The 20443-nt window shown below is 66.1% G+C and carries 22 protein-coding genes; 17 read left to right on the top strand and 5 right to left on the bottom strand.

What is annotated here, in order from left to right:
• Window position 1 precedes the first annotated feature (1 nt).
• A complete protein-coding gene (locus GYH34_RS18010) occupies window positions 2-277 on the bottom strand; it encodes a phosphopantetheine-binding protein (protein ID WP_026191495.1) in 276 nt (91 codons plus the stop codon).
• A 190-nt stretch (window positions 278-467) separates the two neighbouring features.
• On the opposite strand from GYH34_RS18010, the gene GYH34_RS18005 reads away from it, so the two are divergent.
• The 3 genes from GYH34_RS18005 to GYH34_RS17995 all read left to right on the top strand — a co-directional run bounded on the left by GYH34_RS18005 (window position 468) and on the right by GYH34_RS17995 (window position 4854).
• Window positions 468-2324, top strand: coding sequence for a methylmalonyl-CoA mutase family protein (locus tag GYH34_RS18005; RefSeq protein WP_174242426.1), 1857 nt, complete (start codon window positions 468-470; stop codon window positions 2322-2324).
• Window positions 2324-2752, top strand: a complete 429-nt coding sequence (locus tag GYH34_RS18000; RefSeq protein WP_161914752.1) for a hypothetical protein — start codon at window positions 2324-2326, stop codon at window positions 2750-2752. Before GYH34_RS18005 ends, GYH34_RS18000 begins: the two co-directional genes overlap by 1 nt.
• 368 nt (window positions 2753-3120) lie before the next feature.
• On the top strand, window positions 3121-4854 hold the full coding sequence (locus GYH34_RS17995) for a methyltransferase domain-containing protein (protein ID WP_161914751.1): 1734 nt from the start codon (window positions 3121-3123) through the stop codon (window positions 4852-4854).
• Window positions 4855-5158: 304 nt separating this feature from the next.
• Here the strand turns inward: GYH34_RS17995 and GYH34_RS17990 are convergent, their stop codons facing one another.
• Together GYH34_RS17990 and GYH34_RS17985 are read right to left on the bottom strand one after the other, a co-directional pair.
• The gene (locus GYH34_RS17990; RefSeq protein ID WP_161914750.1) at window positions 5159-5527 is read right to left on the bottom strand and encodes a hypothetical protein; all 369 of its coding nucleotides are present in this window, start codon (window positions 5525-5527) and stop codon (window positions 5159-5161) included.
• Window positions 5528-5531: 4 nt separating this feature from the next.
• Entirely contained in the window at window positions 5532-6782 is a 1251-nt protein-coding gene (locus tag GYH34_RS17985; RefSeq protein ID WP_244635379.1) for a L,D-transpeptidase family protein, read from the bottom strand.
• A gap of 308 nt (window positions 6783-7090) precedes the next feature.
• Between GYH34_RS17985 and GYH34_RS17980 the strand changes: the two genes are divergently transcribed.
• From GYH34_RS17980 to GYH34_RS17960, 6 genes are all read left to right on the top strand, one after another.
• A complete protein-coding gene (locus GYH34_RS17980) occupies window positions 7091-7648 on the top strand; it encodes a sigma-70 family RNA polymerase sigma factor (RefSeq protein ID WP_161914749.1) in 558 nt (185 codons plus the stop codon).
• Window positions 7645-8283, top strand: a complete 639-nt coding sequence (locus GYH34_RS17975; protein WP_161914748.1) for an NrsF family protein — start codon at window positions 7645-7647, stop codon at window positions 8281-8283. Before GYH34_RS17980 ends, GYH34_RS17975 begins: the two co-directional genes overlap by 4 nt.
• The gene (locus GYH34_RS17970; RefSeq protein WP_161914747.1) at window positions 8277-9017 is read left to right on the top strand and encodes a TlyA family RNA methyltransferase; all 741 of its coding nucleotides are present in this window, start codon (window positions 8277-8279) and stop codon (window positions 9015-9017) included. Before GYH34_RS17975 ends, GYH34_RS17970 begins: the two co-directional genes overlap by 7 nt.
• Window positions 9017-10285, top strand: coding sequence for a methyltransferase (locus tag GYH34_RS17965; protein ID WP_174242425.1), 1269 nt, complete (start codon window positions 9017-9019; stop codon window positions 10283-10285). The genes GYH34_RS17970 and GYH34_RS17965 overlap by 1 nt, the downstream gene beginning before the upstream one ends.
• 240 nt (window positions 10286-10525) lie before the next feature.
• Window positions 10526-10648 carry a hypothetical protein gene (locus GYH34_RS22190; protein WP_256367021.1) on the top strand — a complete coding sequence of 41 codons (123 nt, stop codon included), beginning with the start codon at window positions 10526-10528 and terminating at the stop codon, window positions 10646-10648.
• 135 nt (window positions 10649-10783) lie between these two features.
• The gene (locus GYH34_RS17960; protein ID WP_244635378.1) at window positions 10784-12118 is read left to right on the top strand and encodes an FAD-binding oxidoreductase; all 1335 of its coding nucleotides are present in this window, start codon (window positions 10784-10786) and stop codon (window positions 12116-12118) included.
• On the opposite strand, the gene GYH34_RS17955 is transcribed toward GYH34_RS17960, so the two are convergent.
• A complete protein-coding gene (locus GYH34_RS17955; RefSeq protein WP_161914745.1) occupies window positions 12096-12752 on the bottom strand; it encodes a hypothetical protein in 657 nt (218 codons plus the stop codon). The two genes, GYH34_RS17960 and GYH34_RS17955, sit on opposite strands and share 23 nt — an antisense overlap.
• A 47-nt stretch (window positions 12753-12799) precedes the next feature.
• Complete coding sequence (locus GYH34_RS17950; protein ID WP_244635196.1) at window positions 12800-13249, bottom strand: invasion associated locus B family protein; 450 nt, start codon at window positions 13247-13249, stop codon at window positions 12800-12802.
• Window positions 13250-13680: 431 nt separating this feature from the next.
• Here GYH34_RS17950 and coxB point away from each other — a divergent pair, with 431 nt between their 5' ends.
• The 8 genes from coxB (at window position 13681) to GYH34_RS17910 (ending at window position 20366) form a co-directional block, all read left to right on the top strand.
• On the top strand, window positions 13681-14559 hold the full coding sequence (gene coxB, locus GYH34_RS17945) for a cytochrome c oxidase subunit II (protein WP_161914744.1): 879 nt from the start codon (window positions 13681-13683) through the stop codon (window positions 14557-14559).
• Between the two features lie 56 nt (window positions 14560-14615).
• Complete coding sequence (gene ctaD / locus GYH34_RS17940; protein ID WP_161914743.1) at window positions 14616-16283, top strand: cytochrome c oxidase subunit I; 1668 nt, start codon at window positions 14616-14618, stop codon at window positions 16281-16283.
• A gap of 168 nt (window positions 16284-16451) precedes the next feature.
• A complete protein-coding gene (locus GYH34_RS17935) occupies window positions 16452-17390 on the top strand; it encodes a heme o synthase (RefSeq protein WP_161914742.1) in 939 nt (312 codons plus the stop codon).
• A gap of 12 nt (window positions 17391-17402) precedes the next feature.
• Window positions 17403-17585 (top strand): hypothetical protein, encoded by a 183-nt coding sequence (locus GYH34_RS17930; RefSeq protein ID WP_018266732.1) that lies wholly within the window; start codon window positions 17403-17405, stop codon window positions 17583-17585.
• Between the two features lie 7 nt (window positions 17586-17592).
• Window positions 17593-18186, top strand: a complete 594-nt coding sequence (locus GYH34_RS17925) for a cytochrome c oxidase assembly protein (protein WP_161914741.1) — start codon at window positions 17593-17595, stop codon at window positions 18184-18186.
• A 110-nt stretch (window positions 18187-18296) separates the two neighbouring features.
• Window positions 18297-19160, top strand: a complete 864-nt coding sequence (locus GYH34_RS17920) for a cytochrome c oxidase subunit 3 (protein ID WP_161914740.1) — start codon at window positions 18297-18299, stop codon at window positions 19158-19160.
• Between the two features lie 107 nt (window positions 19161-19267).
• Window positions 19268-19648 (top strand): DUF983 domain-containing protein, encoded by a 381-nt coding sequence (locus tag GYH34_RS17915; RefSeq protein ID WP_161914739.1) that lies wholly within the window; start codon window positions 19268-19270, stop codon window positions 19646-19648.
• Window positions 19638-20366: an SURF1 family protein gene (locus tag GYH34_RS17910; protein WP_161914738.1), complete on the top strand. Its 729-nt coding sequence runs from the start codon at window positions 19638-19640 to the stop codon at window positions 20364-20366. The genes GYH34_RS17915 and GYH34_RS17910 overlap by 11 nt, the downstream gene beginning before the upstream one ends.
• Window positions 20367-20443 lie beyond the last annotated feature (77 nt).

Genomic DNA, 20443 nt, shown 5'->3' with positions numbered 1-20443 from the left:
ATTATTGTTTCTCTCTCTCTTTCGACACATATTCGGCGATGGCGTCGATCAATCCCTCGACATTCTTGGCGTCCTGCAGAGCGCCGTCCATCGGGATATAGACGTTGAACTTTTCCTCGAGCGCCGTGAGAATCATGACGATATCGACCGATTTGAGGCCGAGGCTCTCGATCGTCGCATCGGGCGTGACCTTCGTGCGGTCGATCATGCCTTCCTTGGCGATGACCTCGATGATCTCTTCGACGAGCTTGGCCTTATCCTGCGGATCTTCAGCCACGTCCACCTCCGTTCAGGGTTTCTCAGCCAGTCGGGCCGCCTCGTCGCGGCGGGCGGCGTCGCGTTCTCGTTAAGGCGCCCGGAGGCGAAAATAAAGCCCGGCGCGGGCGAAGGCTGCGGATATGGGTGGCGGCGCGCGGCGCTTCATGCAAGAAGACGCCCGCAACCCCGTCATTGTTCGAGGCTCGCTCATGAGTTTGCAAGACGCGCCGCTGGCCGGCGTTTTTCCACCGGGAAACGAGGAGGGCTGGCGCAAAATCGTCGACCGGGCGCTCAAGGGCGCGTCCTTCGACCGGCTGATATCCAAGACCTATGACGGGGTGGAGATATCCCCGCTCTACCCGCGCGCGACCGCGCCGGGCCCGCGTGCGCTGCGCGCCGCGGCCGGCCGCTGGTCAGTTCTGGCGCGGGTCGACGTTTCCGGCGCTGATGCGGCCAACGCCCTCGCGCTCGGCGATCTCGAGGGCGGAGCCGACGGCTTGCACATCGTCTTCGCCGGCGCCCAGGGCGCCTATGGGACGGGCCTTTCCGACGATGGCGAGGACGCGCTCGCCCATGTCTTCGACAAGATCCGCTTCGACTACGGAATTCCCGCGCTGGTGGAGTTTTCCCCAGCCGCGCCGATAGCGGTGGATACGCTGCTGCGGCTGATCGACCGCGCCCATATCGAGCCGAGCATCACGCGCCTCTCCTTCGGGCTCGATCCGCTCGGCGCGAAGGCGCTGCACGGCTTTTCCCCCGCGCCTTGGGGTGAGGAGAGCAAATCCTTCGCGGCGCGCGCCAAGAGCCTTTCCGCCGCCGGCTATCGTTTCGGGACCGTCGCCGCCGACGCCCGCGTGATCCATGCCGCCGGCGGGACGGAGGCGCAGGAGCTCGGCTTCGCGCTCGCCGCCGCGCTCGCCTATCTGCGCGCCCTCGAGGCGGGCGGCGTCGCGCTCGACGAAGCGCGCTCGCTGCTCGCCTTCCGCCTCGCGGCGGACGCCGATGAATTCGTCACCATCGCCAAGTTCCGCGCGCTGCGGCGTCTGTTCGCGCGCATGGAGGAGGCTTGCGGCCTCACGCCGGCTCCGATCTTCGTCCACGCCGAGACCGCTTGGCGCATGATGACGCGGCGCGATCCCTGGACCAATCTCTTGCGCGCGACGCTCGCCTCTTTCGGCGCGGCGATCGGCGGCGCCGACGCCGTGACCGTTCTGCCCTTCACCCAGGCGCTCGGCGCCCCGGATGATTTCGCCCGTCGCCTCGCCCGCGACACGCAGCTGGTGCTGCAGGACGAATCTCACATCTATGCGGTAGACGATCCGGCGAGCGGCTCCGGCGGCATGGAGGCGCTGACCGAGGCGCTCTGCGAGCGCGGCTGGGCCGAGTTCCAGAGCCTCGAGGCCGAGGGCGGCCTCGCCGCGGCGCTCGAGAAGGGCTCCTTCCAGGGCCGCGTCGCCGAGGTCGCCGGCAAGCGCGCGCAGAATGTCGCGCGCTCGCGCGACAAGATCACCGGCTCCAACGCTTTTCCCGATATCGGCGAAGCGCCGGTGGCGACGCTGGCGCCTTTCGATGCCTCGCTCGCCGAGGCGCCCGCGCCCGCCGGCGCGCTGAAATCGCCGCCCCTGCGGCCGCGTCGCCTCGCCGAGCCTTTCGAGACGCTGCGCGATCGCTCCGACGCCGCGGCGGCGGCGAAGGGCGCGCGCCCGCGAATTTTTCTGGCCAATCTCGGCGCGGTGGCGGTGTTCACCGCGCGGGCCAATTTCGCCAAGAATTTTTTCGAGGCGGGCGGCATAGAGGCCGTGTTCGGCGAGGAGGGCGCGGATGTCGCGGCGGCCTTCCGCGCGAGCGGCGCGAAGCTCGCATGCATTTGCTCGTCCGACGCGATCTATGCGGAAAAAGCGGTCGAGGCGGCGCGCGATCTCGCCGCGGCGGGCGCGCGGGTCTATCTCGCCGGCCGGCCGGGAGAGCTCGAGGCGGCGCTCAGAGCGGCGGGCGTTGCAGAATTTATTTACGCTGGCGGCGATATGTTCGACACGCTGCAGCGTGCGTGCGAGGAGGCCGGGTGATGCGTTGGCTGGGGACTTTGGTTCTTGCTTCGGTGATGGCGATCGGCGCCGCGCAGGCGGCTCCGCGCGAGTCGGCGAGCGCTGCGCCGGAGGCCGGCCGCTATGACGGCGGCTGGGTGTTCGAGGCGCGCACGACCGTCGGCTCCTGTCCGGGCCTTCTGCCCGACTCGATCGAGATTCGCGGCGATCTGCTCGTCGGCACGCAGGCCGGCGCCGCGGCGCTCGCCGCCGGCCGCATGGCGCATTGGGGCTATGTGGAAAGCGACGGCGCCATTATGACGCGCTTCACCACGCAGGGCGGCCGCGTGGCCCGCGCCCATGGCCATTTGCGCGGCAACGCCGGGCAGGGCGCATGGTCCTCCTCCACCGACAAATGCGGCGGCACATGGCGCGCCCATCGCGGTGGCGCCCAGCGCGCGGGGAATTGATCTTTCGCTGGCTTTGCGCGCGCCATGAGAGTCGCGCGCGATCTCTTCTCGCTGCGGCGAGCCGCCGTTTGGCGCGCCGCGCACAACCCCGAGCATAACGCAGAGCTGCGCGCTCTTTAAAGTCATCGCGAGAATGATGACGCGCAGCGCTTTTTATTGTCGACGCGGCCGATCTGTCCTTCGTGATCGTGCGCCGAGCAGCGCCGCGCTCTATTATGACGACTCCCGTGATTACGGCCTGTTGCACTGCAGTGATGCTGCATGCGCGCGCGCGCCATTGCTCAGGCGTGGGAGTCCTTTGTGGACAGCACCCGCTACGCCATGAGATAAACGGGCCAGACTTCAGGTTTTCGGAGCGATGGTGGCCTATGCCAAAGATCGTCGACTGTGTTATCGGATTCAATGAAATCGACATGCTCATGGTGCGGGTCGCCGAGCTCACCAATGTGGTCGACGCTTTCGTCGTCGTTGAATCTTCGAAGACGCATACGGGCGCGGCCAAGCCGATATTGCTCCGCGACGCGGTCGCCGAGCTGCGCGACGCCGGCTATGACATTCTCCATTATTTGATCGACGATATGCCCGGCGCCTTCGGCAGCGCGCGCGAGCTCGGATGGATTGTCGAAAACCTGCAGAGAAACTGCATTCTGCGTCCGCTCTCCTTGATGGGCCTTCCCGACGACGCCATCATCATGGTGTCGGACATAGACGAGATTCCGCGCGCCGAATGCGTGAAGCAGCTTCCCGCGCTGCTCGACAATCCGCGCAACATCGCCATCTTCGACATGGTGATGAAGAAATATTTCGTGAACAATGAGACGATCGCCCACTTCAACAATCTGCCTTGGCTCGGCACGGTCGCCTGCCAATATGGCCTGCTGAAGAACATCATGCCGCAAGGCGCGCGCATCGGCGATCCGATCAGCCCGCGCAGCGGCTGTCTCAATCTCGGCTATGATCGCGAGCTCTATTCCTACGAGCGCCGTGTGCCCAATGGCGGCTGGCATTTCTCCAGCATGGGCGGCATGGAGGCGCTCGCGCTGAAGATGCAATCGATCGTCGAGCGCACGCGCGACAATACGGAAGTGGTGGCGAAGCCGACGCGCTTCGGCAAGCACAATTATCGCGGCTTCCGCGAGTCGAACGCCGAGGTCGTCGCCAAATTCCTGGCCGAGCACACGCCCGAGCTGAAGAATGTGAATGCGCCGACCTTGAAGGATGTCGCCGAGCTCGACATTCCCGATGTGCTGAAGACGTCGCCGCGTCAATTCGACTTTCTGTTCTATTTCACCGAAGCGATCGACGATGACAGCGCGCCCATCGACGAGCTGCCGCCGATCGAGAAGCTCCCCTATCCCGGACCGCTGCTCAATTACGCGCCGAACTCCATCGCGCGGATTCGTGGGCATATGAGCCTCGCTGGAAAGAATGTGCTGCTCGTCGGCTATTCGGAGGCGCAGGCGCAATCGCTGATAGAGCAGGAGCACATCGCCTCCGCCAAGCGCCTCGCTCTGTGGGAAGACCATATCGACGCGCAAGGCTCCGCCTTCCCGGTCATCATCGGCGATATTTGCGGCCGCACCTCATTCGACGACAGTTCCTTCGACGCCGTGGTCTTCATGTCGGTGTGGGAGCATATGCACGATATCGAAGGCGCGTGCCGCGAATCCGCGCGCCTCACCAAGAATGGCGGGGTTGTCTTCACCGAGTTCGGCCCTGTGTGGACGGGCGCGACCGGCCATCATCTCTATCTCGACGGCGGCAATCCGGCGCTCGATTTCACGCAGCGTCAGCTGCCGAGCCATATGCATCTCCTCTATGATCGCGAGACGATCGCGCGTTATCTCTCGGATCATCGCGGCGTTCACCCGCATCATGCGGATCGCGCTGTGGAGTTCATCTTCGACTCCGACAACATCAATCGTCAGCCCGCGCCCGCCTATTTCAAGGCGGCTCAGCACTTCCGTCCGATCGTGACCGAGGATTATGTGTCGCCGGTGCGGCTGGACATTCTGCGCCAATTGCGCGCGCGCTGGCCGCAGATCGATCGCTTCGATCTCGATGGCGGCGCTTGGGCCTTCGCCGTCGACAAGCCGTCCTAAAGACGCGCTCGAGTGTTTTCGAGCGAAGTCGGCGCCGGTTCGCGTGAAGAAAACACGACCGAACAAGGGAATCTAACGTCATTCCGGTTCGGTCTGAATCGATCGGGCAAATGAGAAGTGGCGCTCAAAGAGGCGTGTCCACCTCCCCCTCGAGGGGGGAGGTCGAGCGCCGAAGGCGATCGGGAGGGGGTGACGCCCCGAGTCTTTGCCGAGGAACCCCACCCCGTCCGGCTATCGCCGGCCGACCCTCCCCCTAAAGGGGAGGGTGAGGGCGCCCCCTTTTGGCGTTCGCCCGCCGCGAGATTCAGCTGAAGAAGCCTCGGTTCAACCAAGCGACGCCGGCGAACCCCGCGAGACCGAGCGCGACGACCATCGTCGCCACTCGCGCGCGCGTCATCGTCGAATATCGCAACAGCAGGACGCGGCCGACGAAGCTCGTGGCGAAGCCTGCGGCGACCAGGGTCGCGACCCATATCGAGATCAGCACGCCGAGCCCGCAGCCGGGTTCGCTCGGATGGTTGAAGAGCGGCCGCGCCAAAAACGCGATGACTGCGAGCCAGAGGATCGACACGGCGGCGAGCGAGCGCCATCCGCGCGTCGCGAGCACCGAAGCGAAGGGTATGAGATAGAATGCGAGCAGGAGCAGGATCGTGAGCGCCTGCTCCCAACGCATTCGCTCAGTTCTCTTCCTCGCCGAACACCGGCAGCATCTGCGGCGAGCGCGAGGCCTGCCGGGACGCCACGGGCGTCGGGGCGGGGGCCGAGTGCTGCGGGATGGAGGCAGTGAGGCCGAGGCCGTCGCGCTGATAAATATCCTCGCGGAACTGCATCACCCCGTCGGGCGTCGCCCAGGCGGTGACATAGACCCAATAGACCGGCACGGCGGGGGATATCTTCACGTCGATGCGCTCGCCGGAGCGGATCGCCTCGTCGATATGGTCGCGGTCCCAGCCGGGCGTCTCCTTCAGCAGCCAAGCGACATAGTCGCGCACATTCTGCAGGCGGATGCAGCCGGAGGAGACGAAGCGGAAGTCGTCGCCGAAAATGCCCTTGGCCGGCGTGTCGTGCATATAGACGCCGTAAGGATTGGCGATGTCGATGCGCACCACGCCGAGCGAGTTGAAATCGCCGCCCGTGTCCTGGCGGAACTTGTAGTTCAGCGCCTCGAGCGAGTTCCAGTTGATCTGCTGCGGGGAGAGCTCGACGCCCTCCTTATTGTAGACGCGGATGTGATTGTCCGAGAGATAATTGGAGTCCGCCTGCATCTTGGGGATCAGATCCTTGCGGATGACGGAGGCGGGCACGGTCCAGAACGGGTTGAAATTGACCTGGATCGCCTTGGTCTGCATCACCGGCGACTGGCGGTCGATCTTGCCGACGCCGGCCGTGTGATGGGTGACGACGGCGCCGTTCTCCACCGTCTCCACAGTGGCGGCGGGGATGTTGGCCGTCACATAGCGATTGCCGAGATCGCGCGAGAAGCTGCGCAGGCGCACGAGATTGGTCTCGAGCTGGCGCAGGCGCAGCTCGGCGGAGACATTGAGCGCGGCGAAGGTCTGCGTCGAGACGACGCCCGTGGCGTTGACGCCGTGGCGCGCCTGGAAGCGGCGCACCGCGGCTTCCACATAAGAGTCGAAGACGGGGCTCACGCCGGCCTCGGCGCCGATGTCGCCCGAGACGATGAGACGACGGCGCAGCGCCGAGACGGCGGGGCCGTTGGAGCCGAGCCGCAGCTGCTGGCCGGCCGGCACCATGGGCCAGCCGCCGCGCGCGACGATCTCCTGCAGCTGCGCCATGGCCGCTTCCGTCGCGGCGACGGTCTGTGTGGAGAGGATGGGCGTCGTCGAGCGAGAGACGGTCAATCTCGGGTCGGCGTCATAGCGCTGCGCCCATTCGGCCTGGCCGTCATAGGCGTCGCCGGCGGCGATCGCCGCCGACGCCCCGGCGCCGGCGAGAGCGAGAACGCTCAACGAAAAGACGGACTTCGAAAACCTACGCAAGGGGAAGCTCCAATCCGACTGCGCCCGCGGCGGGCGAGGCCGCTGTCGCGCGGCGCGTCGATAGATTTGCGATTCTTTCGTTAAGAAGGCGCGAATAGTCCGGCGTTTTTGTGACGCGCCATGAAAATCCGGGAATGGAAAAACCAAAATCCGGGAACCGAATACGCGCCTCTCGACGCATCCCCCGCGCATGACGTAACGAGAGAGCGCTTTTTCACGAATGGCAAGGTGGGCATTTGGGAGCGCGAGACGCCGAGGAGGAATGGGCCGTGCTGATGCGCGCCGCCATAGCGGGCGATTCGGGCGCCTATCAGAGGCTGCTGCTGTCGCTGACGCCGACGCTGCGCGGCGTCGCGCGGCGCGATTGCGCGCGTCTCGGCCTCGATGTCGGCGAGGCCGAGGATATCGTGCAGGAGACGCTGCTGGCCGTTCATTTGAAGCGCGACACTTGGGATATGGACCGGCCGATCTCGCCTTGGATCATGACCATAGCGCGCAACAAGCTGATCGACGCGCGCCGTCGCCGCGGCGCGAAATCGCCGCTGCCGATCGACGACGCCTTCGATCTCGCGGCGCCCGAGTCGGCGGACGATGGCGTCGATCGGCAGGATGTCGATCGTCTGCTCGGCGAGCTCGGCGAGCGTCAGCGCGATCTGGTGCGCTTCCTTTCGATCGACGGTCATTCGGTGAAAGAGGCGGCCGAGCGCTATCGAATGAGCGAGGGCGCCGTGCGCGTCGCTCTCCATCGCGCGATCAAGGCTCTGGCTGCGCTCTATCGGAGGGGCGAGAAATGAGAACGGAAGAGCTGATCGGCGCGCTCGTCGCGGATCATTCGCCCTCGCGCTTTCGCTTCGCGCAGATTTTCGCCGGCGCGCTCGTCGCCGCCGCCATCGTCGCCGGGGCCGCGCTCCTCGGCTTGCTCGGCGTGAGAGCCGATTTCGGCGAGGCCGTGCATACGCTGCGCTTTCTCGCCAAATTCGTGGTGACGCTCAGCCTGCTCGCCGCCGGAGCCGGCCTGCTGCGCCGGCTCGCCACGCCGGGCGCCGAGCCCGGCTGTTGGCGTTTTGCGCCTTTTCTGGCGCTGCTCGCGCTCATCGTCGCGGTCGGCCTCGAGCTCATCGCCGCGCCCGCGGACAGCTGGGGCGCGCGGCTCGTCGGCCACAACGCCCGCGCCTGCGTCCTGCTCATTCCGCTGATCGCGACCGGGCCGCTCGCCATCCTCATGCTGGCGCTGCGGCGCGGCGCGCCCAGCCGGCCGGCGTTGGCCGGGGCGGTCGCCGGCCTCGTCGCCGGCGCGCTGGCGGCGAGCTTCTACGCCGCCCATTGCATGGATGACAGCCCGCTTTTCGTCGCCGTCTGGTATTCGCTGGCCATCGGCCTCGTCACTCTCGCCGGAGCGGCGCTCGGCGCGCGATTGCTGAGATGGTGAGCGCGCAGGGGCCGCTCCGCGCCGATGTGGCTTTATGCGAGCGCGGCTTTTTCGAGAGCCGCGCCAAGGCGCAGGAGGCGATCCTCGCGGGTCTCGTCGAGATCGACGGCCGCAGAATCGCCAAGCCGTCGCAGCTCATCGCGCCCGGCGCAAAGATCGTCGCCCAGGCTCCGCATCCTTATGTCTCGCGCGGGGGCGTCAAGCTCGCCCATGCGCTCATGGCTTTCGCCGTCGATGCGCAGGACCGCTATTGCCTCGATGTCGGCGCCTCGACCGGCGGCTTCACCGACGCGCTGCTGCGCGCCGGGGCCCGCCATGTCGTCGCGGTGGACGTCGGCCACGACCAATTGCACGAGCGGCTGCGGCGCGACGCGCGCGTCGCCTCGCTGGAAGGCCTGGACGCGCGCGCTCTGACGCGGGAGCATCTGGCCGAGCCGCCGTCGCTGATCGTGATCGACGCCAGCTTCATCTCGCTGGCGCTGGTGCTGCCGCCGGTGCTGCCGCTCGCGGCCGAGGGCGCCAGCCTCCTGGCTCTGGTCAAGCCGCAATTCGAGGCCGGCCGCAGGGCGGGCAAGAAGGGCGTCGTGCGCGACGAGGCCATCCACGCCGAAGTCTGCGCGCGTATTACCACGGAGGTCGAGGCTTTGGCCTGGCATGTGCTCGGCGTCATCGCCTCGCCGATAGAGGGCGGCGACGGCAATCGCGAATTTCTCCTCCATGCGCGGCGGGCCTGATGTTGCAAAGACTGGTCATCGAACGTCTCGGCCATAAGGGCGAGGGCGTCGCCCGCACGGAGGAGGGGCTGGTCTTCGCGGCATTCGCTCTGCCGGGCGAGACGGTTCTCGCGGAGGTGAAGGGCGAGCGCGCCCGCGTCGTGGATATTCTCGAGCCCTCGCCGGATCGCATCGAGGCCTTTTGCTCGCATTACGGCGTATGCGGCGGCTGCGCCGTGCAGACCTTGGCCGCGCCCGCCTATGCGCAATGGAAGCGCAGCCTCGCCGAGACGGCGCTGCGCAACGCCGGACTCGACTGGCCGGTCGAGCCGCTGATCGACGCCCATGGCGCCGGGCGTCGGCGTGTGACCTTCCACGCGCGTTATGAGAAGGGCGTGGCGCGCGTCGGCTTCATGCGCGCGCGCTCGCATGATCTCGTCGAGATCGACGCCTGCCCCTTGCTCGAGCCGCGTCTCGCCGGCGCGCCCGCCGCGGCGCGCGCTCTGGCGCAAGCGCTCGCCGGTCGCGGCAAGCCGCTCGATCTCGCCGTGACCGCGGCGACCGGCGGCCTCGATATCGACATTCGCGGCGCCGGCGAGCTGGAGGAGCGCGAGACTCTGGCGCTGCTGGAGCTCGCCGAGACCCTCGATCTCGCCCGTCTCGCCAATCATGGGCGGCTGGTGACGCTGCGCCTTCCGCCCGGCGTGATGATCGGCAAGACGCAAGTCCTTCCGCCCCCGGGCGCCTTTCTGCAGGCGACGGCGGAGGGCGAGGCGGCCATCGCCCGCCTCGTCGCGCAGGGCGTCGGCGAGAAGGCCAAGCGCGTGGCCGATCTCTTCTGCGGCGTCGGCGCTTTCGCGCTGCGGCTCGCGGCGCAGGCGCAAGTGACGGCGATCGATTCGGATGTGGCCGCGGTGGAGGCGCTGGACCGCGCCGCCCGCACGGCGCGGGGACTGCGGCCGATCATCGCCCAGGCGCGCGATCTCTTCCGCCGCCCGCTCGACCCTCAGGAGCTGAGCCGTTTCGACGCGGTCGTTTTCGATCCGCCACGCGCCGGCGCGCTGGCGCAGGCAGAGGCGCTGGCGGCCTCCGCCGCGCGCCGCATCGTCGCCGTCTCCTGCGATCCGCAGAGCTTCGCCCGTGATGCCGCCGTTCTGAGCAAAGGCGGATATGCCGCAAAATTCATCACGCCGATCGACCAATTTCGGCATTCGCCGCATCTCGAGCTCGTCGCTCTCTTCGAGCGCGCGGCCGAGGCGGCGCCGCGCCGGAGGCTATTGTCGCGCTGACGCGAGCGTCGGCGGCGCGCAATTTTTCGGGCGCCTGCCTATGGTGGAATGGCGCGCAAATCCTACATTCAATCGATGCATTTCATGTGACAACGGATGGTTTTCAGAAAGTGTTTCGGGGCCGGGCGGGGAATTTGTCTTGCCAGCCCTGTCGAGTTGGGCATAGGATTTGCGTCCATGTCCAGCGTGGGGAGCCGGCTCCTCGGGGGGCCAGGCTCGAATCTGGAAGGAGATGGTCACATGAATGCGCTTCTCGCCGCAACATTGTGCAGTATCGTCCTCGGCGGACTTCCTGTCGCCGCCGCCGCTTATGTGCGGGTCCGCCGCACCGATGAAGCGCATCGTCGTCGTCGCCACTGGTGACCTTCGTCGAAGGGTCTCCCACAATCGAGGCAATCTTCGCTGACCGCCGTCGAAATAGGACGCGATGACACGGGGCTGCTCGATCGCCTGAGCGCGATCGTGGGAAGTGGCGGCGTCATCGTCGATCCCGGCGATATGGCCGCCTATCTCCGCGAGCCGCGCGACGCCTTTTTTGGCCGGGCTCCTTGCATCGTCAAGCCGCGAAGCGCCCGCGAGGTCGCTTCCGTTCTCGCCCTCTGCAATGAGGCCGGCGTCGGCGTCGTTCCGCAGGGCGGCAACACGGGCCTCGTCGGCGGCCAGACGCCCGACGACAGCGGCGCGCAAATCGTGCTGTCGTTGCAAAAGCTCGATAAGATTCGCGAGGTCGATCCCGCTTCCGACACGATGACGGTCGAAGCCGGCGTCATTCTCGCCAATGTCCAGGCCGCAGCGGAAGCCGCCGGCCGCTATTTCCCGCTCTCGCTCGGCGCCGAAGGCAGCTGCACCATCGGCGGCAATCTCGCCACCAACGCCGGCGGCGTGCATGTGATCGCCTATGGCGCGACGCGCGATCTCGCGCTCGGGCTCGAGGTGGCGCTCGCCGATGGAAGGCTGCTGTCCGGCCTGTCCAAGCTGCGCAAGGACAATACCGGCTATGACCTCGCCCATTTGTTCATCGGCTCGGAGGGGACGCTCGGAATCATCACCGCCGCGACGCTGAAGCTGTTTCCCCTGCCGCGCTCGCGCGCCACCGCTTTCGTCGGCCTCGCCGATCCGCATGCAGCGCTGAGGCTGCTGACACTCGCCAAGGCGCGCGCCGGCTCGGCGCTGGTCGCCTTCGAGCTGATTCCGCGCATCGGCGTCGAATTCACGACGCGCCATATCGCCGGCGTGCGCGATCCGCTCGCCGGCGCGCATGGCTGGTATGTGCTGATGGAGCTGGCCTCGCCCGCCGAGAGCGGCGTGGAGGATCTGCTGACCGAATTGCTCGGCGAGGCGATGGAGCAGGGCATAGCCGAGGACGCCGCCCTCGCCGCGACGCTGGAGCAGCGCGCCGGCCTATGGAAGCTGCGCGAGACTCTGCCAGAGGCGCAAAAGCCCGAGGGCGCCTCGATCAAGCATGACGTCTCCGTGCCGCTCGAGTCGATTCCTGCCTTTCTCGAGGAGGCGAGCGCGCGCGTCACCGCCCATGCGCCGGGCGCGCGGCCGACGCCCTTCGGCCATATGGGCGACGGCAATATTCACTATAATATCTCGCAGCCCGAGGGCGCCGATCGCGCCGCCTTCCTCGCCCGCCGCGAGGAGATCAACGAGGTCGTCCACGGGCTGGTGACGAAATATGCGGGCTCGGTTTCCGCCGAGCATGGCATCGGCGTGCTGAAGCGCGATCTGCTGCGCAGAGTGAAGGACCCGGTGGCCCTCGAGCTGATGCGCGCGATCAAATCCACGCTCGACCCGAAGGGAATTCTCAATCCGGGGAAGCTTCTGTAGCGCGGGCGTGGCGCTTGCGGCGCTTTTGCGCCGGGGCGGATTTGTCGGCCGCGCCGCCTTCGAAGCCGACGAGAATCTCGTAATCATCGGCCGCCTGCGCGCCGAGATAGGGGACCGCCAAAGGCTCCGAGATCACGCGGAACTCACCGCGCGCGGCGCCGACGGGAACGCTCGCCGAGACGTGATAGGTCTTGGAGGCGAGGATCGATTCGTCCTTCTGCCGGCGCGCGGCGATCTTCAGGGCGCCGGAGAAAGAGCCGGGCTGGCCATTGGGGCCGAGCACGGCCGCGCCCTCCACGCCCACCTTTATGAGAATCTGATCGCCCGACACGGTGCATTCGCGCGCGAGATGCGACAGCGAGAGCTGATAGCGCACCGAGGAATTATCCGCTCCCGGCGGAACGCGCAGCGTCGCCGCGCCGGTGTCGACGAGAATCTCCGGGCAGTCGACCGCCGCGCCGGGCGCGGCCTGCACGGGGCGATCGGATTTCTGCGGCTCTTTCTCGCCGCCGCCGAAGACAGAAAGCGGATTGGGAAAGTCGAAGGCGCTCGCGCCGCTCGCCGCCAGCGCGGCCGCCGCGGCGGAAATCGAGAGAATCGCGAAAAAGCGTCCCTTCATCCGTCTCTTGTCCATCGGCCCTCTCACCCTCTCATCCGCTTCTCGAAACGCCATTACCGCCATCACGGCAATTTGGCGAATCCCTCCTTGAAGCCGGCGAGCGACAAGGGCAGGCCGACGCCTTCGTCCGGCGTCAGATAGATGACGAAAGTGGCCGTCTTGCCGTTCTTGAGCTGGTCGACGAGCGCGTCGTCCATCACCACGTCGGCGACACAGCCCGACGGCAGGCAGCGCACGAAGCCGGTGTCGCCGATGCGCGTTTTGTCGATGGTGAGGCCGAGGCCCTTGATCAGCAAGACATTCAGCGGCGCGATGACGCGCAGCAGCCGGCTCTTGCCGTCGCTGGTCTTCAGCACCACGACGACGAGATTGACATTGGCCTTGTCTTCCGCGGCGACGCTCTGAATCAGCGCGCATTGCTCGGCGGCGGCGCCGGCCGGCGTCTCGCAGCGAATCTCCCAATCGCCATATTTCGATTTGACGGCCCCCTGCGCCGCGGCGGGCGAGGCCATAGACCATGCTGCGACTGCGAAAAACAGCCCCGCGACCACATGTCGCAACCTCGCGAGCCGGAGAACGGCGGCGTGCGGCCTCATTTTCGCTCCATCTTTTCTTCGATGCGGATTCCTATGGCCCTTAGGATCGAAGCTGGGCCAAAACGGGGCGTTACGAATAATCTCGAAGCTCCCGTCCTGCGTAGCAAATGGCCGCCCGCTGTCAAGCCGCGGGGCGCCGACGCCGCAATTTTGCGCAGTCGCGGGTGGCGCGACTTTTTGTCAGGCAGACTGTGGCGCCGCAGCGATTGCGCGGCGCCGCTGTTTGTGGTTGAACCCGCGTTGGGAATACCTGACGGGCCGGATTTGTGGCGGGTTCGGGCCGATCTAAAGCTACCGGATAACAAAATCATAACGACCTTGTTCCTGAGGTCCGAGAGGCGATCTTCATGCTCATCGGCAGACGACCCACACTCCGCCGCGCGGCCTTGATGGCCGGCGCCGTATCCTCCCTGCTCTTTCTCGCGGGCGTCGCATCCGCCGAGGTGATCGGGCAGCCCACTCCGGGAGGTCTCGGCCTTCCGACGACGGTGACGGAAGTCGGCGCCGAGACGCAGTTTTTCTATAATGTCATTCTGCTTCCCATTATCAGCTTCATCGGTCTCTTCGTTCTCGGCCTTCTCATCTACGTCTGCTGGCGCTTCAACGAGAACGCCAATCCGGTTCCCTCCAAGCTCACCCATCATACAGGCCTCGAGGTCGCCTGGACGCTGGTCCCGGTGCTGATCCTGGTGTTCATCGCCATCCCGTCCTTCCGCCTGCTGGCGCATCAGGTCGAGATTCCCGAGCCGAAGGTGACGATCAAGGTCACTGGCAATCAATGGTACTGGTCCTACGCCTATCCCGAGGATCAGGGCGGCGGCTTCTCCTTCGACCAGTTCATGAAGACCGACGCCGATCTGAAGCCCGAGAATGGCGATGTCCGCCTGCTCTCGGTCGACAATGAGGCGGTGGTGCCGGTCGGCGAGGTCGTGAAGCTGCAGGTGATCGCCTCCGACGTGATCCACTCCTATACGATTCCGGCTTTCACCGTTCGCATCGACGCGGTGCCCGGCCGCCTGAACGAGACTTGGTTCAAGGCCGAGAAGGAAGGCGTCTACTACGGCCAGTGCTCGAAGATCTGCGGCAAGGATCATGCGTTCATGCCGGCCGCCATCCGCGTCGTCTCCAAGGAGAAATACGCCGAATGGCTGGTCGAGGCGAAGAAGAAGTTCGCCCAAGCCGACGTCGGGCGCGTGCGCGTCGCCGACGAGAGCGCCGCGCGCTGACCTTCTCGCATCGCCCAACCGAACAAAAAAGCCAAGCATTCTCGAGGATCACGACCATGGACGCCATCTCGACCGAGGCGGGGGCCCACCACGACCACCCTACCGGCCTGCGCCGCTTTCTCTTCTCGACCAACCATAAAGACATCGGCACGCTGTATTTGATCCTCGCCGTCGTCGGCGGCCTCATCGGCTTCCTGATGTCCATGGCCATTCGCGCCGAGCTCGCGCATCCTGGCATCTCGGTGTTTCCGGGCATTTCCGCGCTGCTGCACGGAACCGATCCGACCAATGTCGACGCCGCCAAGAATCTCTATAACGTCTTCATCACCGCTCACGGCGTGCTGATGATCTTCTTCTTCGTCATGCCGGCGCTGATGGGCGGCTTCGCCAATTGGTTCGTGCCGATCATGATCGGCGCGCCGGACATGGCCTTCCCGCGCCTCAACAACATCTCCTTCTGGCTGCTCGCCGTGGCGCTGGTGCTGGTGGTGCTGTCGACCTTCGCGGAGGGCGCGCCCGGCTCGCTCGGCTTCGGCGGCGGCTGGGTGTTCTATCCGCCGCTGTCGTCCAACACGGGTCATCCGGGGCCGGCGATGGATTATGTGATCCTGTCGCTGCATCTGGCCGGCGCCTCGTCGATCCTCGGCTCGATCAACTTCATCACCACCATCTTCAACATGCGCGCGCCGGGCATGACGCTGCACAAGATGCCGCTCTTCGCCTGGGGCATGCTGGTGACGGCCTTCCTGCTGGTGCTGACCCTGCCCGTGCTCGCCGGCGCGATCACCATGCTGCTGACGGACCGCAACTTCGGCACCACCTTCTATGATCCGGCGGGCGGCGGCGATCCGATCCTGTTCCAGCATCTGTTCTGGTTCTTCGGCCATCCGGAAGTCTATGTTCTGATCCTGCCGGCTTTCGGCATCATCAGCCACATCGTCTCCACCTTCTCGCGCAAGCCCGTGTTCGGCTATCTCGGCATGGCCTACGCCATGGTGTCGATCGGCTTCCTCGGCTGCATCGTGTGGGCGCACCACATGTATACGGTCGGCCTGTCGCTCAATGCGCAGCGCTATTTCGTCTTCGCCACAATGGTCATCGCGGTGCCGACCGGCATCAAGATCTTCTCCTGGATCGCGACCATGTGGGGCGGCTCGATCTCCTTCCGCGCGCCCATGTGGTGGGCGATCGGCTTCATCTTCGTGTTCACCCTCGGCGGCGTCACCGGCGTCGTGCTGGCGAACGCCTCGGCCGACCGTCAGCTGCATGAGACCTATTACGTGGTCGCCCACTTCCACTACACAATGTCGCTCGGCGCGGTGTTCGGAGTCTTCGCGGGCTTCTACTACTGGTTCCCGAAGATGACGGGCTACATGTACAACGAGACACTGTCGAAGGCGCATTTCCTGCTGCTCTTCGCCGGCATCAACCTCGTCTTCTTCCCGCAGCACTTCCTCGGCCTCGCCGGCATGCCGCGCCGCTACATCGACTATCCCGACGCGTTCGCGCTGTGGAACTATTGGTCGTCGGTCGGCGCCGCCATCGCCGCGGTCAGCGTCCTGCTCTTCTTCTACACGGTCGCGGAGGCCTTCCTGCGCAAGCGTGAGGCGGGCGCCAATCCGTGGGGCGTGGGCGCGACGACGCTCGAGTGGACGCTGCCTTCGCCGCCGCCCTTCCATCAGTTCGAGACCCTGCCGCGCATCACCGGCTCGGGCCACCACTGAGGCAATTCCTCCGGCCGCGGCGCGCGCCGCGGCCGGAGCGATCCGGCTCTTCTCCCGGGACGAGCGCCCCGCGAGACCCTCGGACGAGAGACGACGATCGTCGAAAGATCGAGAACGAGAACGATCGCCGATAAATCGAGAACGATCGCCGATAAATAGAGTGAGAGCATGAGCGACGCCTCCTTCATCCTCGACGAAGCTTCGGCCCCGCGCGCGCCTGTCGCCGCCCCGGGCGATTATTTCGCTCTGCTGAAGCCGCGCGTGATGTCGCTCGTGGTGTTCACGGCGCTCGCCGGCATTCTGCTGGCCCCCGTCGCGCCGCATCCTTTCATCGCCTTCGCCTCGCTGCTGGCCATCGCCGTCGGCGCGGGGGCGTCCGGCGCTCTCAACATGTGGTACGACGCCGATATCGACCGGCTGATGACGCGCACGCGCCGCCGTCCGATACCGGCTGGCCGTCTCGGGCGCGAGGAGGCGCTCGCTTTCGGCCTCTTCCTCTCCATAATGGCGGTGTTCACGCTCGGCCTGGTCGCCAATTGGCTGGCCGCGGCGCTGCTCGCCTTCACCATCTTCTTCTATGTCGTCGTCTATACGATGTGGCTGAAGCGCTCGACGCCGATGAACATCGTCATTGGCGGCGCGGCCGGCGCGCTGCCGCCCGTCGTCGGCTTCGCCGCGGCGACCGGCGCCGTCGATCTCTCCAGCGTCATTCTCTTCGGCATCATCTTCATGTGGACGCCGCCGCATTTCTGGGCGCTGGCCCTGGTCAAGCGCGAGGAATATGGCGCCGCCGGCATCCCCATGCTGCCCAATGTGCATGGCGAGACGCGCACCCGCCTCGAGATTCTCGTCTATTCCGTCCTTCTCGCGCCCATCGGCGTCGCGCCCTATCTGCTCGGCTTCGCCTCGCCGGTCTATGGCGCCGTCTCGCTGCTGCTCGGCGCGACGCTGCTCGGCTGCGCCATCGAGGTCTATCTGCGCCGCGACGGCGACAAGGCGCGCCGCGCGGCGATGCGCCTCTTCTTCTTCTCCATCGTCTATTTGACGCTGTTGTTCATGGTTCTGGTGATCGAGAGGCTTGTCGCCCTCTCGTCCTGGCTCGCTTGAGCGGAGGAACGCATGACGATCGGCCGACACGAGGACACTGAGCGGCGAGAGGGCGTCGTCCTCACGCCGGAGCAGGCGAAGAGCCGACGCGCCCGCAACATTGCGATCGGCGTCGCCGTCGCCCTGTTCGTGGCGCTCTTCTATTTCGTCACCATAGTGAAGCTCGGCGGCAACGTCGTGCCGCGGGCCGGGTGAGGTGGTGATGGGCGCGGATCGCAAACAGAAAGGCCATGCCGGCAGGGGCGCCGCGCTGCTGATCGGCGGCTCCGTGGCGATGCTGATTCTGTCCTTCGCCTCGGTCCCGCTCTATCGCGCCTTCTGCTCGGCCACCGGCTTCGGCGGCACGACGCAGGTCGCCAAGCTCGCGCCGGCCAAGCCCGGCGAGCGCAGCATCGGCGTGCGCTTCGACGCCAATGTCGCGCGCGATCTGCCCTGGCGCTTCGAGCCGGAGACGCCCCGCATCGTGGTGCGCACCGGCGAGACCGCGACAATCTATTACAAGGTCGTCAATCTCTCCGATCAGGAGACGAGCGGCGTCGCCGCCTACAATGTCAGCCCGGATCAGGCCGGCGCCTATTTCGACAAGCTCGCCTGCTTCTGCTTCTCCGAGCAGAAGCTCGCGCCGCATGAGAGCGCCGAATGGCCGGTGGTGTTCTTCCTCGATCCGGCGCTCGAGGCCGATGAGACGATGGCCCATGTCGAGGAGATCACGCTCTCCTATTCCTTCTTCGCCTCCAAAAAGCCCAGGGACGCAAAGCCCAAGGAGGCGGCGAGCGGCGTAAAGCCGAAGACGTGACGTAAAAAGAATGCGACGGGGGGGGCGTCCGCGGCGGGGCGAACCATCCGAGCGAATGGAGCCTTAGTGAACGAGACCGGCCCGGCCGGCGAAATCTCGAGGATACTGATATGTCGGACGGACACGCGAAACCAAATCACGATTATCATCTCGTCGATCCGAGCCCGTGGCCGCTCGTCGGCTCGCTCGCCGCGCTGTTCACCGCGATCGGCGCCATCTATTGGATGAAAGGCCTGCCGCTGCTGGGCGTGAAGATCGGCGGCCCGCTGCTGTTCAGCGCCGGATTCGCCGGCATTCTCTTCACCATGTGGTCCTGGTGGAGCGACATCATCCGCGAGGCCGAGCATGAGGGCCATCACACCGCGGTCGTGCAACTGCATCACCGCTATGGCGTCATCCTCTTCATCCTGTCCGAGGTGATGTTCTTCGTCGCCTGGTTCTGGGCCTTCTTCAATTCGGCGATCTTCCCGGCCGATCCGCAGCAGTTCGCCCGCACCGAGTTGTTCCAGGGCGTGTGGCCGCCGCATGGGATCGAGGTGCTCAATCCCTGGCATCTGCCGCTGCTGAACACGGTGATCCTGCTCACCTCCGGCGCGACGCTCACCTATGCGCATCACGGCCTGCTGCACAACAATCGCGACGCGCTGAAGAAGGGCCTCATCGCCACTATCGCGCTCGGCCTGATCTTCACATGCGTCCAGGCCTATGAATACGCCCATGCGCCCTTCGCCTTCAAAGGCTCCATCTATGGCGCGAGCTTCTTCATGGCGACCGGCTTTCACGGCTTCCATGTGATCGTCGGCTCCATCTTCCTCATCGTCTGCCTCGCGCGCGCGCTCGCCGGCCAGTTCAAGCCGGAGCAGCATCTCGGCTTCGAGTTCGCCGCATGGTATTGGCATTTCGTCGACGTCGTCTGGCTGTTCCTGTTCGCCTCCATCTATGTCTGGGGCAACTGGGGCGGCCATATGGAGTGATGGGACGAGCCCATTTCGGCTTCTTTTGAGAGAAGCGCCGGCGGGGTCTCGTCGGCGCTTCTTTCGTTTCGTCGATCTCTCGCCCTCGCAAAAGGGATAGGAACATCATGGCCGCGGACGAACGCCCCACCGTCAATCCTTATGTCGCCGGCCTGCTCGGCCGCTGCCCGCGTTGCGGCAAAGGACATTTGTTTCGCGGCTTCCTCACGCTCGCGCCGAGCTGCGAGGTCTGCGGTCTCGATCTCGCCTTCGCCGATTCGGGCGACGGGCCGGCCGTGTTCGTGATGACCATCGCTGGATTCATCGTCGTCGGCGCGGCGCTCTATGTCGAGGTCGCCTATGCGCCGCCCTATTGGGTCCATGGGCTGATCTTCCTGCCGCTGACGATCATCGTCTGCGCCGGCCTGCTGCGGCCGGCCAAGAGCCTGCTGATCGCCCTGCAATATTTCAACAAGGCGGAGGAGGGGCAGCGCGCCGATGAGAGCTGAAGCGCGCGCCCTTCTCGGGCCGGCGATCTTTTCGCTCTTCATGGCGGCGCTGCTCGCCGGGCTCGGCGTCTGGCAGCTGCGTCGCCTCGCCTGGAAAGAGGCGTTGATCGAGCGCGTGGAGACGCGCGCGACGGCCGCTCCGGTCGCGCCGCCGCCGCGCGCGCAATGGGACGCTCTCGCGCCGCAGGACTATGATTTCACCCATGTCCGAGCGTCCGGCCATTTCGATCTTTCGCGCGAGGCGCTGATCTTCTCGCCGCCGCCCTCCGGCGCGGGGGTGGAGCCGGGCTATCGGGTGATCGCGCCTCTGCTGCTCGATGGGGGCGGCGCGATCCTGGTCGATCGCGGCTTTCTGCCGCTATCGCAGCGCGGCGACGAGACGCGCAAGCGAGAGCCCTCCGGTCCCGTGACGCTCACCGGCCTGCTGCGCGGGCCGCAGGCGCGCAATCTCTTCACGCCGGCCGATTCGCCGCAGGAGGGGCTGTTCTACACCGGCGACGCGCGGGCGCTCGCCGCCTATCTGAAAATCGCCGACGCGGCGCCCTTTCTGCTCGAGCTCGATCCGGCGGCGCCGACGCCCGGTCTGCCGCGCGTCTATGATCACAATATCGAGCTTTCCAATAATCATCTCTCCTACGCCATCACCTGGTTCTCGCTGTCGGCGGCGGTCGCCGGAGGCTTCGCCTTCTACGCATTCGGCCGGCTGAAGCAGCGCTGACGCGGCCGCTCATTCTCGGGCGGCGCCGAAACTCACGACGATTTCGGCGCCTTCGGACTTTGCCGGCGCCGGCTTCG

This window comes from Methylosinus sp. C49 (genome assembly GCF_009936375.1).
Taxonomy (GTDB): domain Bacteria; phylum Pseudomonadota; class Alphaproteobacteria; order Rhizobiales; family Beijerinckiaceae; genus Methylosinus.
This window is presented reverse-complemented; position numbering and strand designations above follow the sequence as displayed.